Source organism: Lactobacillus sp. ESL0677, from assembly GCF_029392875.1.
Classification (GTDB): domain Bacteria; phylum Bacillota; class Bacilli; order Lactobacillales; family Lactobacillaceae; genus Lactobacillus.
This window is the reverse complement of sequence record NZ_CP113946.1, coordinates 1,408,058-1,422,482: the sequence shown is the minus strand read 5'-3', so window position 1 is coordinate 1,422,482 and position 14,425 is coordinate 1,408,058. Positions and strand designations below refer to the sequence as shown.

The 14,425-nt window shown below is 40.0% G+C and carries 12 protein-coding genes; 11 read left to right on the top strand and 1 reads right to left on the bottom strand.

Translation table 11 applies throughout. The features are described 5' to 3' along the window. Window positions 1–18 precede the first annotated feature (18 nt). The 6 genes from OZX76_RS06870 (at window position 19) to OZX76_RS06845 (ending at window position 6,323) form a co-directional block, all read left to right on the top strand. Window positions 19–663, top strand: coding sequence for a L,D-transpeptidase (locus tag OZX76_RS06870; protein WP_277178983.1), 645 nt, complete (start codon window positions 19–21; stop codon window positions 661–663). A 257-nt stretch (window positions 664–920) separates the two neighbouring features. Beyond that, window positions 921–2,606 (top strand): arginine--tRNA ligase, encoded by a 1,686-nt coding sequence (gene argS, locus OZX76_RS06865; RefSeq protein WP_277178981.1) that lies wholly within the window; start codon window positions 921–923, stop codon window positions 2,604–2,606. A 107-nt stretch (window positions 2,607–2,713) separates the two neighbouring features. Then, entirely contained in the window at window positions 2,714–3,628 is a 915-nt protein-coding gene (fba, locus tag OZX76_RS06860) for a class II fructose-1,6-bisphosphate aldolase (RefSeq protein ID WP_277178979.1), read from the top strand. 141 nt (window positions 3,629–3,769) lie between these two features. Continuing rightward, window positions 3,770–4,954, top strand: coding sequence for an MFS transporter (locus OZX76_RS06855; protein WP_277178977.1), 1,185 nt, complete (start codon window positions 3,770–3,772; stop codon window positions 4,952–4,954). Window position 4,955: 1 nt separating this feature from the next. Then, complete coding sequence (locus tag OZX76_RS06850) at window positions 4,956–5,501, top strand: histidine phosphatase family protein (protein WP_277178975.1); 546 nt, start codon at window positions 4,956–4,958, stop codon at window positions 5,499–5,501. A 66-nt stretch (window positions 5,502–5,567) separates the two neighbouring features. Further along, complete coding sequence (locus OZX76_RS06845) at window positions 5,568–6,323, top strand: MerR family transcriptional regulator (protein WP_277178972.1); 756 nt, start codon at window positions 5,568–5,570, stop codon at window positions 6,321–6,323. A gap of 49 nt (window positions 6,324–6,372) precedes the next feature. On the opposite strand, the gene OZX76_RS06840 is transcribed toward OZX76_RS06845, so the two are convergent. Further along, a complete protein-coding gene (locus OZX76_RS06840) occupies window positions 6,373–7,230 on the bottom strand; it encodes an RluA family pseudouridine synthase (protein WP_277178970.1) in 858 nt (285 codons plus the stop codon). Between the two features lie 86 nt (window positions 7,231–7,316). Here OZX76_RS06840 and OZX76_RS06835 point away from each other — a divergent pair, with 86 nt between their 5' ends. Genes OZX76_RS06835 through OZX76_RS06815 form a run of 5 tightly spaced genes read left to right on the top strand, consistent with a single transcriptional unit; the run spans window position 7,317 to window position 14,418 of the window. Next, on the top strand, window positions 7,317–9,374 hold the full coding sequence (locus tag OZX76_RS06835) for a PBP1A family penicillin-binding protein (protein ID WP_277178968.1): 2,058 nt from the start codon (window positions 7,317–7,319) through the stop codon (window positions 9,372–9,374). A gap of 18 nt (window positions 9,375–9,392) precedes the next feature. Further along, complete coding sequence (locus tag OZX76_RS06830; RefSeq protein ID WP_277178966.1) at window positions 9,393–9,743, top strand: YlbF family regulator; 351 nt, start codon at window positions 9,393–9,395, stop codon at window positions 9,741–9,743. Between the two features lie 8 nt (window positions 9,744–9,751). Continuing rightward, window positions 9,752–10,963: a DNA repair exonuclease gene (locus OZX76_RS06825; RefSeq protein WP_277178964.1), complete on the top strand. Its 1,212-nt coding sequence runs from the start codon at window positions 9,752–9,754 to the stop codon at window positions 10,961–10,963. Continuing rightward, window positions 10,950–13,448 (top strand): AAA family ATPase, encoded by a 2,499-nt coding sequence (locus tag OZX76_RS06820; RefSeq protein ID WP_277178962.1) that lies wholly within the window; start codon window positions 10,950–10,952, stop codon window positions 13,446–13,448. The genes OZX76_RS06825 and OZX76_RS06820 overlap by 14 nt, the downstream gene beginning before the upstream one ends. After that, a complete protein-coding gene (locus tag OZX76_RS06815) occupies window positions 13,441–14,418 on the top strand; it encodes an HD domain-containing protein (protein WP_277178959.1) in 978 nt (325 codons plus the stop codon). The genes OZX76_RS06820 and OZX76_RS06815 overlap by 8 nt, the downstream gene beginning before the upstream one ends. The last annotated feature ends 7 nt before the right edge of the window (window positions 14,419–14,425 follow it).

Genomic DNA, 14,425 nt, shown 5'->3' with positions numbered 1-14,425 from the left:
TAGAAAGAAAGGATGAGAATGAAAAAGAGTCTATTAAAGCCGCTTACTTTTTGTTTTGTCATTTTAATCTGTGTCATCAGCTTGGCGCGAATTTCAATGCCGCAAACCCAAGAAAAAGCAAGTAGGCCTACTAAAAAAGAAACTGTAGTTAAAAAGACAGCCGCTTCTTTTCGTCCTTATCAAGATCCTAGTGATTTGCGCCAGCCATATAATTGGCGTAAGTCGAGCGAACGTAAGCCGTATCCTAAGATTAAACCGCTAGAAAATGACATTACAATTCGGGTTTCGCTTAAAGGTAACCGGGTTTACATTTTGCGTAATAATCAGCGCATTTATACGATGCTAGCCAGTGGTGGCGTCTTCAAAAACGGTAAGTCGCTAACGCCGACAGGCACGTTTCGCATTCAGGATAATCGCGGTGAGTCCTTTTACAATCCTAATTTAAATGAGGGTGGCAATAATTGGACGAGCTGGGATAAAAAAGATGTCTATCTGTTCCATTCGGTACCAACTAAAGACAACGGCAAATATAATTTAAAAGAAGCCAAAAAGTTGGGTAAACAATCTGGTTCGCACGGCTGCGTTCGCTTGAGCGTGCCGGACTCGGCGTGGATAATGACCAATATCAGGACTGGCACCAAGGTGATTATTAAGAATAATTAGGTGAAAAGAGTTGGCGAGTACTCTTTTTCCTGTTATAATCGTGTTTTGGAGAAGTTAGAAGTAGTAAGCAATTTCCTAATTAGCGAGTCTGCGAGTGGTGTAAGGCAGGCTAGAAAAATTGTGTGAAGGCGTGTCTAACCGATAATTTAGTAAATTTAATAAGCGGATACTTTGTATCAAATAGAGTGGTACCGCGGGTAAAAACTCGTCTCTTTCTGCATGGCAGGAAGGGACTTTTTTCGTAAAGTGAGGTAAAAATGGATTTTAAAAATGAAGTAGTTGCGCTACTAGCACCGCAAGTTGACTTACCAAAAGAAAAAATTGCGGCTTTAATTGAGCGGCCAAAAAATGAAAAAATGGGTGATTATGCCTTTCCAGCATTTGCGTTAGCTAAAGTAATGCACAAAAATCCGGCTGAAATCGCTAAGGAAATTGCAGCACAATTGTCTAGTCCGAATTTTGCCGACATTCAAGCAGTTGGCCCATATGTTAACTTTGCCATCAATCATGAAAAGCTGATTGCACAAACATTAACCGATGTTTTAACGCAAAAAGAACACTATGGTGATCAGGAACTAGGTACAGGCAACGTTCCAATTGATATGTCCAGTCCGAACATTGCTAAGCCGATGTCAATGGGCCATTTGCGGTCAACAGTGATTGGTAATTCGATTGCTAAAACGCTGCAAAAGGTTGGCTATACACCAATTAAGATTAACTATTTAGGTGACTATGGCACGCAATTTGGTAAGTTGATTGCGGCTTATAAGCATTGGGGCGTTGAAGAAGACGTTAAAAAAGACCCAATCATGAACTTGTTTAAATATTACGTTAAGTTCCATCAGGAAGCTGAGAAGCATCCAGAACTTGATGATGAGGGCCGTGCTTGGTTTAAAAAGCTGGAAGATGGCGACTCAGAAGCAGTTGAGTTGTGGCAATGGTTCCGTGAAGTTTCACTTGTTGACTTTAAGCGTATTTACAAGGAATTAGGCGTTGAGTTTGATTCTTATAAGGGTGAGGCTTTCTTCAATGATAAGATGCAGCCGGTAATTGATGAGTTAAAGCAAAAGGGCTTGTTGCATGAGTCTCAGGGTGCCCAAGTCGTTGATATGGGTGAAGGTGAAAATCCGGCCTTGATTGTGAAGTCAGATGGTACCAGTATTTATTTGACACGGGACTTAGCTGCTGCTATCTACCGGATGAAGACCTACAACTTTGTCAAAATGTTGTACGTTGTTGGTAATGAGCAATCACAACACTTTGTGGAACTGAAGACTGTCTTGAAAAAGATGGGCTATGACTGGGCTGATGAAATCCACCACGTGCCATTTGGCTTAATTACGCAAAACGGCAAGAAACTATCAACGCGTAAAGGTAACGTTGTTTTCTTAGACAAGGTCTTAAAAGATGCTGTAGCACTTGCTCAGAAGCAAATTGAACAAAAGAACCCAGACTTAGCTGAGCAAAAGCAAGTTGCTCATGATGTTGGTGTTGGGGCTGTCATCTTCCACGATTTAAAGAATGACCGGACAGATAACTTTGACTTCGACTTAGAAGAAGTTGTCCGTTTTGAAGGGGATACTGGTCCTTATGTGCAATACACTAATGCCCGCGCACAGAGTGTATTGCGTAAAGCCGCAAAGATGGATCAAAAACCAGATATAACTAACATGAGTTTGGCAGATGACTGGTCCTTTAGTGTGGCTAAAGCCTTAGCTGATTTCCCTAGAATTATTGCCCGCAGCAGTGAAAAATTTGAGCCATCAGTTATTGCCAAGTATGCACTGGATTTAGCTAAAAAATTCAACAAGTATTATGCCAATGTCAAGATTTTGACCACTGATGAGCAAATTGCTTCCCGCCTTGCGCTAGTTGAAGCAACATCAATTGTGTTAACAGAATCCCTTCGCCTTCTAGGAGTTAACGCACCAAAGGAAATGTAATTGAAAAATATTTTTCCAAAACAAGCGCTTACATAAAATAAAAGATTGTTCAATGATTAATTATTACGGTACAATATCAATGTAAGTTTATATAGGAGGTATTTTTAATGGCTTATTTAGATAATGGTAATCAGATCTTTAAAGACGCTCGTAAAAACCATTATGCAGTAGGTGCATATAACACTAACAACTTAGAATGGACCCGTGCAATTTTGCGTGCTGCTGAAGAAACTAGAACTCCAGTTTTAATTCAAGTTTCAACTGGTGCTGCTAAGTACATGGGTGGCTACAAGATTGTTAAGGACATTGTTGAAGATACAATGGACGCAATGAACATTTCTGTTCCAGTTGTCTTGAACTTGGACCACGGTGATTTTGAATCAGCTAAGGAATGTATCGCACTTGGATACTCCTCAGTTATGTTTGATGGTCACGCACTTCCAACTGATGAGAACTTGGCTAAGACTAAGGAAATCATTAAGTTAGCTCATGAACGTGGCATTTCTGTTGAAGCTGAAATTGGTAAAATTGGTGAGAACCAAGGTGCCGATGGTGGTGAATTAGCATCTGTTGAAGACGCTAAGACTTTCGTTGCTGCTGGTGTTGACAAGCTTGCTTGTGGTATTGGTAATATCCACGGTGTTTACCCAGCTGGCTGGAAGGGCTTGAACTTTGACCGTTTGAAGGAAATTGCTGACGCTGTTCCTGTACCACTTGTTTTGCATGGTGGTTCAGGTATTCCTGAAGACCAAGTTAAGAAAGCTATTTCACTTGGTATTTCTAAGGTTAACATCAATACTGAATTCCAATTGGCCTTCCAAGGTGCTACTCGTAAGTACTTCGAAGCTCACAAGGATGAAGATAAAGCTAACAAGGGTTATGACCCACGTAAGTTGTTATTGCCAGGTACTGAAGCCATTACTGATGCCATGAAAGAAATGATTGGCTGGCTTGGAACTCCTTCAATCGACGAAGAGCTTAAAAATGCTGCTTTTGACAGAAGCTCATTGAACGAAGAATAATTTTTAATAACCAATAAAAGTCCTATTTGACTAATTGAAGTCAGGTAGGGCTTTTTTGATATAAGACATATCTAGCAAATTTTGAAAATGATTTTTTCTTGTGCTATATTAATAAAATATTAAAAAGAGGTGATTAATAAAATGAAAGCTAGAACTGTTGCCGATAAAATTGCGATAACTTTTTTAACATTTACCACATTTTTCACTTTGTTTCGTTCTTCAATGGCCGGGATATTTTCTTTATTTTATGCAAATAGTGGTATTCCTGATGCTCAAATTTCTGCAATTAAGTCTTGGCAAAGTGTGGGAATTTTAGTAGGGATGCTGCCATCAGGATTCTTAGCAGATAAAATTGGCCGTCTGAAAGTGCTTAACCTGTCTGCAATAATAATTAGTTTTAGTTTCTTTTTATTGATAATAAATCCGTGTTTTATCATATTTTCTCTGGCGGAATTTTTGTATGGCATTGGTTTGGCATTTAATTCTGGAGCTTTGCTAGCGTACATTACAGATTTACAAGAAATAAATCAGATTAAGCCTAGTAGTAGATTGATGGGTCAGCAAGCAGCCCTCTTAAATATTGCCACGCTAATTGGTGGCAATATTGGAACGTGGCTGTTTGGTTTTAAAATAACGGCTCCTGTCTGGTTCGGTCTGCTTGGTCTGGCTGTGTATCCATTGTTTGTCTTAATTTTTATTAAAGTCATGGGTTTTCATGATAATCGGGCACAAGTTACTACTGAGCACATTAATTTTCTTAAAGCGATAGCAATAATCATTAGGAAAAAAGCATTTTGGATTCTGTTTCTGGTTAATATTGGTTACGATTGTGGGACTCAATTTTTAATGATTTATTGGTCGATCATTTATGTTAAACAGTTGGGGTTTAACTTGTCGATAGTCTATACAGCTTTTATGTGTGCGACGATTGGTGGAGCGTGGGTATTTCAGCAAATGTCTGGACAAAATTTTACGAAATTAACGATCGCCAGTACATTGTGCATGATGTTGCTGCTATGCAGTAATTCTATTTTCAGCAATCGGTATATACTTTTAGCTATCTTTTTGCTTGTTGAATTGTTAATGGGTCTAATATCTGGACAAATTTCTGCTCTTAGCAATCGGGCAATTTATGGCGAAAATAACAAGTCGTTGATGTTATCTGTCGTTTCGTTCTTGGTGGAAATTATTGTCAGCTTGTCGCTAATTATTGATGACAAAATTATTGCTGCAAATAGTAATTTAACCGTTATGTACTGGGTTTCGGCTGCTTACTTTGCCTTAATTTTATTAGCTGTACCATTATTACAAAGAAGTGAGAACTAAAATGACCACAATTTATTTAATCAGGCATGGTGAACCTGACACGCGCGTGCATGATGATTGGACAAGACCGTTAACCAAGCTGGGACAGCAGCAAGCAACAGAAGTTGCTTCTAAATTTAAAAACGTAACTTTGACTGCCATTTATTCAAGTCCGTTTGCTAGAGCTGTGGCAATAGTAACACCGCTATCGCGGCAACAAAATCTGGTAATTCAAACCAGCAATTTACTTATTGAGCGCAGAATGCCAGAGTGGTTTAGTAATGCAAAAGCTTTTCGTGAATACATTCAAAGGCAGTGGCAGGATTTTACTTATACTGCAAAAGGCGGTGAATCTTTAGTAGAAGCGCAGACAAGGTATCTTGATTTTTTAAAGAAAATACCTGAATCAGGTACTGTTGCAATTGGTACTCACGGAACAGTAATGAGTTTGGTCTATGATTATTTACATCACGGCCAAGGATTCAGTGTTTGGCAAAATTTACCGTATGCGGCGATTTTGTGCTTGAAAATGACAAAGACGCATCTGATTGCAGCAGATTTTATTTAATTACGATAATTCTCTTGACCCTGACCTTGCGTCAACCTCTATAGTTGTGAATAGGAGGTACCAATATTGATTACTAGCAAAAAAATTCAGGCACTAACGGGTTTATCTGCACGCACCTTGCGCTATTATGAGCAACTTGGACTGATTAAGCCTGAGCGGGATGCTTCATCAAATTATCGCGTATATCGGGAAAATGATGTGACTACTTTACAGCAAATCCTTATTTTCAAAAAGATGGGCTTCAAATTAAGCGTCATTAAGGATATTTTACAAAATCCAGAATTTAATCTTGATGCAGCGCTAGATTTACAAATGAAAATGCTGAATAAGCAAAAGCAAGAACTGGAGCAAGTAATCAATAATGTTAAACAAACTATTCAGGCAAGAAAAGGAGAAATTACAATGACAGATATAGAAAAATTTGCCGGACTGAAAGAAACATTATTGCAAGAAAATGAAGCAAATTATGGTGACGAGCTTAGGCAAAAATATGGTGAGGCTACTTATGAAGCAGCTCAAGAAAAATTCACCAAAATTTCAGAGAGTTCATATCGCGGTCTAGTTAATAATGAAACAAAATTAATCCAAAACTTACATACTGTGCTGCTTAATCCAGAAAAAGAAGCAGAACTGAAACAAGATATTTTTACAGAACACCAGTCTTGGCTTAAACAATTATTGCCGCAATATTCGACTAAAATTCACTTGGGAATTATTCAGCTCTATCAATGTGACAGCCGCTTTAGTGCATATTATGATAAGCGGGCTGGGGTAGGTGCGACTAACTTGTTAGTAAAAATTTGCCGATCATTTTTATCATAAAAAAACTTCTTTTCCAAAATGGAAAAGAAGTCTTTTTAGTTTGCGCATCTTAAAATTTTAGCTTTTCTTGCGGCAGTTTAACCTGAACTTGATCAAAGGCAAACGGCTTAGTGAACGACATCTGGTAGGCAGTTAAGTGTAAAAATTCATCTGGTCTGCATTCCGGATTATAGAGTGGATCACCAACAATTGGGCAGCCAATGGCAGCTAGGTGAACACGAAGTTGGTGTGTTCGGCCGGTTTCAAGCTGCAATTTAATTAGTGCTGTGTCAGATGTTTGGCTTAAAACTTGATAATGGGTAATTGAGGTCAGACCATCTGCACGGACCATTCTCTTGCGTTGGTCATTGGGGTTATGACCGATAGGTAGAGTAATTGTATCACTTGCTTGCAATTTCTCTGGGTGATTAACGACCGCCATATACTCACGATGAAAAATTTTAGTAGTCAATTCGCGGTTAAGAATCGGCACAACCGCCGGATTTTTGGCAACTAGCAATAAGCCGCTGGTTAACATATCTAGGCGGTGAACCACAAAGGGACTGAAGCCTAAATAAGTAGCGCAGTCATTTAGTGCCGTATCGGTTTCGGCTAAGTTAGGGTGTGTCTTTTGCCCAGCAGGCTTATTAATCACAAGCACATCACGATCTTCATAAATAACGTCGGGCAGATTGCCACTAGCTGGATAAGCACCTTGCTCAGATTCAACGCAGTCCAATTCTAATTCGATTTTGTCATTTGGGTAAACCAATTGGTTAAAATACCGATAATGTCCATTGACGCGGATTTTTTGCTCAATTCGTAAGAAATGACGCCACTTGCGCGGCACTAACAGCTGGCGTAACAAGTCACCAACAGAACATGGTTTGAGATTTTTGGGATAATTAAGTGTAAAATAATAGCTCATAAATATTTATTAAGTCTTTTTGTAAATAAAACTAATCCTCTTCTAATATGATACAATTTTAGGTGTTTCTAAAAGGAGCAGAATTTATGGACAATAATGAACCAAAGAAAAACGGTTTGAGTGGGGCGTGGCGTCGCTTTGATAACCGTTTTTATATCGGTCGCTGGATTATTTTAATCCTGCTTAGCGTGATCCTTTTGGTTTGTACGTATTATACCGTTAAAGTAAAAACTTCGAATATATCTAATTTAAAGGCCTCTTTGTCAACAACGACTGCCATTTATGATTATAAAGGTCAAAAGGCAGGGTCGCTGTATTCACAAAAAGGTTCCTTTGTCGAATATAATAAAATTTCGCCAAATGTCAAGAATGCCGTCATTTCGACTGAAGACCGGACATTTTGGACTAACCCAGGCTTCAGTATCAAGGGGATGGCTCGGGCTGGTTTAGGCATTGTTATTCATCATGGGCAAATTTCTGGTGGTGGGTCAACTATTACCCAGCAACTTGCCAAGAACGCGCTGTTAACGCAGCGGCAAACATTTTCACGTAAATTAGAGGAACTGTTTTTTGCTATTGAGATTACGCACGTTTATTCTAAAAAAGATATTTTAACAATGTATCTCAATAATGCCTATTTTGGCAATGGCGTTTGGGGCGTGCAGGATGCTAGTAAAAAGTACTTTGGCAAGGATGCTAGCCAGCTGACTGCCAGTGAGGGTGCTACTTTGGCTGGGATTTTACGTAATCCTAGCCAATATAATCCGATTGACCACATGTCATATGCACTTTCGCGGCGAAATTTAATTTTAAAGCTAATGGTTGAAAATAAAAAGCTCTCTCAATCAGAAGCTAAGACTGCCCAAAAACAGGGCTTAATGCTGGTCGATGCTTACCATAATCAAGATGGTTACCGTTATCCGTACTTTTTTGATGCGGTGGTTGATGAGGCGATTAACCGTTATGGCTTAAAAGAAGAAGACGTGATGAACAAGGGCCTGAAAATTTATACGACATTGAACCAAAATTATCAGGCGCAATTGCAGGATAAATTTAATCAGGATTGGCTGTTTCCACAAAATGCGGCAGATGGTGCCCAAACTCAAGGGGCCAGTGTCGTGATGGATCCGGCAACTGGTGCTGTGCGGGCAGTTATTGGTGGCCGCGGCAAGCACGTCTTTCGCGGTTATAATCGGGCAACGCAAATGAAGCGCCAGCCAGGGTCGTCGATTAAGCCGCTAGTTACGTATGCGCCAGCACTGCAAGAGGGTTATCACTACGACTCACAACTTTCAAATAAGCTGCAACGCTTTGGCAAGAATGGCTATGAGCCGCATAATGTTGATAATGGTTATTCTGACAAAATTCCGATGTACACAGCTGTAGCGCAAAGTAAGAATGTACCAGCAGTCTGGCTACTCGATAAAATTGGTGTTGCCAAGGGTGTACAGTCGGCTAGTAACTTTGGCCTCAAGGTGCCTAAGTCCGACCAAAACTTAGCTTTGGCTCTTGGCGGTTTGTCCAGTGGTGTGTCACCTTTGCAAATGGCTAGAGCTTATTCTGCCTTTGCCAATAAGGGTAATCTGCCAAATAGCTCGTACTTTATTACGAAGATAACTGATGCCAGCGGCAATGTCTTGGCTGAAAATCACAATCCGGGTACTCACCGTGTGATTTCAACTAATACTGCTAAAGAAATGACGACAATGTTACTAGGCGTTTTCAGTAGCGGGACAGCAACTTCGGCGCAACCAAATGGTTACCGCGTTGCCGGAAAGACGGGTTCAACAGAAGTACCGAACTCGTATGGCTTTGGTACCAAGGATCAGTGGATTGTTGGCTACACGCCGGATGTTGTTGTAGCAACTTGGGTTGGTTTTGATAAGACCAACAGGGAGCATTACATGCATGGCGTTTCGGAAACTGGCATTACGCGGCTTTATAAGGCCGAAATGGAAGGCATTTTACCGTATACCGCGCAAAATCAGTTTACTGAGAAGGCGCCTAACCAAATTATTAAGCAAAATGGTGCTGGCTCGGATTGGACCAGTGGTCTTGGCGATAAAATTGAAAAAGGTTTTGGTTCGGCGAGTCAAAAGCTCAATGAATGGTATAATGATGTTAAGGGCCTAATTGGCCATTAATTTAGGAGGACTTTTTATATGGTAAACATCTACGACTCAGCTAATCAATTAGCTTCTGACTTGGAGAAAATCGACGAATACAAGGCTTTAGAAGAAGCAATTGACGGCGTTAAGAAGAACGCTGACAGTTCAGCCTTGTTTAAGGAAATGGACAAGATGCAAGCGCAAATTATGCAAGCCCAAGCTCAAGGTCAGGATATTGGCAAGGATATTCAAGACGAATATAAGCAATTGAATGAAAAAGTACAAAAGGATCCACAAATTTTAAAACTTTTGCAAGCAGAACAAGGGTTGTATAAGACAATTGATGATGTTCAAAAGGCAATTACCAAGCCGATTAATGATCTTTATGAAGGTCTTAGAAACTAGAAAAAATTATGAAATTTATCCACTTTGCGGATGCACATTTAGATAGTCCATTTTTGGGGCTATCTTTTTTGCCATCTAAGCGATTTTCTCAAATTCAACAAGCACCCAATCAGTCTTTAAGTAAGATTGTTGATTTCGCCTTAGCAGAACAGGTTGATCTAGTATTAATTGCTGGCGATACTTTTGATAGCAGCCGGCCTAATCCCCGCAGTCAGTTGTTTTTGGCTGACCAAATTAAGCGCCTAACAGATGCTCAAATTCAGGTAGTAATGATTTTTGGTAATCATGATCACATGCAGGCAGCAGATTTATTAGTGGCAGCTAGTCCGTACTTCAAATTGTTGGGCGATGGTGAGCAGGTTGAAACTGTGTCTTGCCAAACTAGAAGCGGCTTTGACTACGACGTTAGCGGTTTTTCTTATCTTAACAATCACATTACTTCTGACCTCGTGCCGCACTTTCCTGCTAAAACTGCGCACTATACCTTTGGGATGATGCACGCCCAAGAAAAGGCGGGGCAAGCCAGTCAAAATGTTTATGCACCGTTTAATTTAAGCGAATTAAAAAATCTAAATTATGATTATTTTGCTCTTGGCCATATTCACTTGCGGCAAATTTTGTCAGAAACACCGCTAATTGTTTACCCCGGTAATATTCAGGGCCGCCACATTAACGAGTTGGGCGTTAAGGGCTGTTATCTGGGAATAATTAACGAGCAGACCAAGAAGACGCAAATTAAATTCATGCCAACTAGTCCAATTGGTTGGGCAAAAGCAACACTGACTTTAACTGCTGAAATTACGCCTAATGATTTACAAATGCATATTTTGGCAAGCCTTAAACCAGAAGCAACGACTTATTATAGCTTGCAAATTATTGGCGCCGAATATTTGAACGATCAAGAGCGGGAACTGGTGCAGGATACTAATTATTGGCAGGGAATTTCGCGAAAATTGGCTTTTGAGTCGCAATTAGTAGATGTGCGTTTCACTACTAATAGTCGCTTAGAAATTGCTGCCAATGACCAAGCTTATTTCACGCAAGCCGAGGAGGAGCTGTTTGAGCCAGAAACATTTGCTAAGTTAAGTCAAGATTGGATTAAAAAGGATGAATTAGCTGCAATACTTGCACAAGATCCGCAATTTTTACAAGAGGTTAAGGATTTAGCTGCAGTTAAGCTGAACAATAATTTAAAGGGGATTAACGATGAAACTGATTAAGATAAAAATTATTAATTTTGGCCAGTTTTCAAATTTTACCTTTGATTTAGCAGCTGAAAATCTGAATGTTTTTTTTGGTGCTAATGAAGCGGGCAAGAGCACGGTTGTGGCCTTTATTAAACAAGTCTTGTTTGGCTTTCATTTGGGCAAACGCACTAGCGACTTTTTTGAAGATTACAAACCGTTGGCACGTGTCAGTCCAATGGGTGGCTCGCTATTTTTTACTGCGGAAAATGGGCAGCAGTTTGAACTAGAACGGTTGTATGCCAGCGGTAAGGGATCAAAATTGGGAACATTGACCGTTAAATGTGACGGGCAAGTTGTTCCTGAAAGTGTCTTTTTTGACCAAATTAAAAATATTGACGGTGATTTTTATGCTGCAAGTTTTATTTTTAATCAAGATATGTTGGCTAAAGTAATTGACATTAGCCAGACAGATCTCTTGGAGCGGATTTATTATTTGGGTGCTGCCAATAGCGACCAACTCATTGATTTGCGGGACAAGTTTGCCAAAGCTGCGGATAAATTATTTAAGAGTCGAGGATCACTTCCGCCAGTAAATAAGCTGCTGTCGAAGATGCAGGAGCAAAGAGCACAGTTAGATGAAACCGAGGGTGAATTTACTGATTATCAGGTCTTAGAGTCTAGCGCACTTGAGCAGAAAAATTCGCAAAAAAATAGTGAAGCGGAATTACACAAGTTGCAAAGTGAACTGAATCAGATTAAGCAGTTGCGTAAGCAGCTGCCGAATTATCAAAAACTGCAGGAGTTGAAGCAGCAGTTAAAAGAGGTTAAGTTTGATCCAGAGCAGTATCAACTTGCACAAAAATTTGCTGTCCAGCAACAGAACTTACAACAGACGATTGCGGGCTTAAGAAAGCGACTAACGCAGTTTACTGATATTGCTGAAAATGCTAGAGCAGCCAAATTGGTTCAGAAAAAGCCAGAATTATTGCAATGGAAAGCAGAGTATTCTTCATGTGTGCAAAAGGCGCAACAGATTACGCAGGCTGAGCAACAATTATTGGCGCTAACGCCAGATTTACGCCAGATTATTGGGCTTAATCAAGAGGCAATTATTAAGTTGCAGCAAGATTATCGAGAATTACCATCTAAGCAGCCGGCAGTTCAAAGTGATAATTCTAATAATCGAATTTGGCTGGTAGTAACTGGTATTTTGGCACTCATTGGTGTGATTTTACTAATGACTGGTCCGCAAATTGTCGGCGGTCTTCTATTAGTTTGCGGAATTATTGGTGCTGGGTGGGCTATTAAGCAGCAAAAAATGCAGGAGAATAGGCAAGCAGCCGTGCGTGCAAAGCAAGTTAAAATTAAGCAAATGCAAACTGCTTTTAGCCAAAAGTATCACCTTAATCCGGAAACCTTGGACTTGTCTAATTTGCTCAATCAGTGGCGACAATATCAATTGCAGAAGCAAAATGAGCAGACCAATCGCGAGCAGCTAGCTGATTTGCAAGAGCGAGTTGACCAATTAGCACGCGAATTGAGTATGGTCTTAAACCACAATGTACCAACAGATTTTGCAGGTGTGATTACTGCACTTGATTCACTGGCTGAACAAGAAAAGCAAAAGCAGCATCAAGCAGAAGTTAAGGCAACAGTGGAAAGTAGCTTGGCAGAAAATAATGCCGAGTTGCAGCGAGTACAATTAAAATTGAAAGCCGCGTTAGCCGAAGCTGGTGTTAAAACCTTAGCTGATTATGATCAGCTCCAAATTTTTAAGCAGCAACAAGAAACAATTAAAACTCAGATTGCAGCTTTGACGGCTAATTTGCAAAATGATTTATCACAGTTAGCCCAATTTTTACAAGATGCGCCTAAGGTACAGGCAAAGGAAAATGTTTTGCGACAAAAAATCGCTGCGGCTGAAGAACAAAATCATGAACTTCAAGGTCAGGTTGCCGAAACCAACGTTAAGATGGCTAATCTCGCTAGCTCGACGGCTGTCTTTACGGCTAAACAAGAACTGGCCAACACACAAACGCTATTTCGCAATCAAAGCGCTGAATATTTAGCTAATTTGTTTGCCAGTAAGTGGATTAGTCGTGCGTTAGACCTTGCTTCCAATGAACGTTTTCCCAAAATGTTAACCGATGCAAAAGAATATTTGCGACTGTTAACAAATAACCGGTATAATGATATTAAAATTGATAAAAAATTATCTGTCACACGAGCTGATGGTAAGACTATCAAGGTGAAATACCTCTCGCGCGGTACGCAGGAACAACTTTACTTTGCCTTAAAGCTGGCTTTTGTTCAGCAGGTTAAGGACCAAATTAATTTGCCAATCCTAATTGATGATTCATTTGTTAATTTTGACGATCAAAGAACGGGCCAAATTGAACAGCTTTTAAAGCAAATTGCACAAACTACACAAGTTTTGATTTTTACGGCACAAACGAAATTAGTTAAGCAATTAAAGCTGCAACCGCTGACTTTTACGAAAGGAACTGAAAATGTTTAGACGCCTATTGGATTACAATGATGGTGAAGAATTAGAGTTAGTAGTTTTAATTAAAAATTCCCAGTTGCGCCACACCAAAAAGGGCAAGTTATATTTAGCAATGTCTTTTGGCGATAGCTCTGGTGAAATTCGTGGTAATTTTTGGGATGCCAATAATCAGGATGCAGCAACCTTTAGTGCTGGCACACTTGTTGAGCTCAATGGTAGACGCGAAGAATATCAAGATCAGCCGCAGATTAAGATTTACAGTTTACGAGTGGTTGGACCAGAGGAGGGCTATGATTTGAAAGAATTTATCAAGTCGGCTCCCGAAAAGATTGCGGACATGAAGGAAGAGATCAACCAATATGTGTTTGAAATCTTAAATCCAACATGGAACCGTATAGTGCGTTATTTATTGAAAAAGTGGGATCAGCGTTTCTTTGATTATCCTGCAGGTAAGAGTAACCATCATGCTGTGCGCGGCGGCTTAGCCTTTCACACGGTGTCGATGCTGCGGGATGCAAAGGGAATTGCGGATAATTACCAGCAGGTTAATCGGTCGCTATTATACGCTGGCTGCATTTTGCATGATATGGGTAAAGTCTTGGAATTAACTGGCCCTGCAGCTACGCAATACACAACAGAAGGTAACCTTATTGGTCACTTGGTATTGATTGATGAACAAATTATGATGGCCGCACAAGATATGAAGATTGACACTGAGTCAGAAGACTTATTATTATTGCGGCACATGGTATTGTCGCACCACGGTAAGTTTGAGTATGGCTCGCCAAAGTTGCCGGCCCTGCTTGAAGCAGAATTACTGCACCGTATTGATGACATGGATGCGGCAGTTTATGCCATTACCAATGCCTTACAACATACGCGGCCCGGCAATTTTACTGACAATATTATGAGCCAAGGTGGACGGAAATTTTACCGTCCTAAGGTTGATGAGCCATTAAGTAAGTCGCACAAGTTAGAATAAACAAAAA

Coding starts and splice junctions, on each gene's coding strand:
- OZX76_RS06870 (WP_277178983.1), top strand. CDS start 19: ATGAAAAAGAGTCTATTAAAGCCGCTTACTTTTTGTTTTGTCATTTTA.
- argS (WP_277178981.1), top strand. CDS start 921: ATGGATTTTAAAAATGAAGTAGTTGCGCTACTAGCACCGCAAGTTGAC.
- fba (WP_277178979.1), top strand. CDS start 2,714: ATGGCTTATTTAGATAATGGTAATCAGATCTTTAAAGACGCTCGTAAA.
- OZX76_RS06855 (WP_277178977.1), top strand. CDS start 3,770: ATGAAAGCTAGAACTGTTGCCGATAAAATTGCGATAACTTTTTTAACA.
- OZX76_RS06850 (WP_277178975.1), top strand. CDS start 4,956: ATGACCACAATTTATTTAATCAGGCATGGTGAACCTGACACGCGCGTG.
- OZX76_RS06840 (WP_277178970.1), bottom strand. CDS start 7,230: ATGAGCTATTATTTTACACTTAATTATCCCAAAAATCTCAAACCATGT.
- OZX76_RS06835 (WP_277178968.1), top strand. CDS start 7,317: ATGGACAATAATGAACCAAAGAAAAACGGTTTGAGTGGGGCGTGGCGT.
- OZX76_RS06830 (WP_277178966.1), top strand. CDS start 9,393: ATGGTAAACATCTACGACTCAGCTAATCAATTAGCTTCTGACTTGGAG.
- OZX76_RS06825 (WP_277178964.1), top strand. CDS start 9,752: ATGAAATTTATCCACTTTGCGGATGCACATTTAGATAGTCCATTTTTG.
- OZX76_RS06820 (WP_277178962.1), top strand. CDS start 10,950: ATGAAACTGATTAAGATAAAAATTATTAATTTTGGCCAGTTTTCAAAT.
- OZX76_RS06815 (WP_277178959.1), top strand. CDS start 13,441: ATGTTTAGACGCCTATTGGATTACAATGATGGTGAAGAATTAGAGTTA.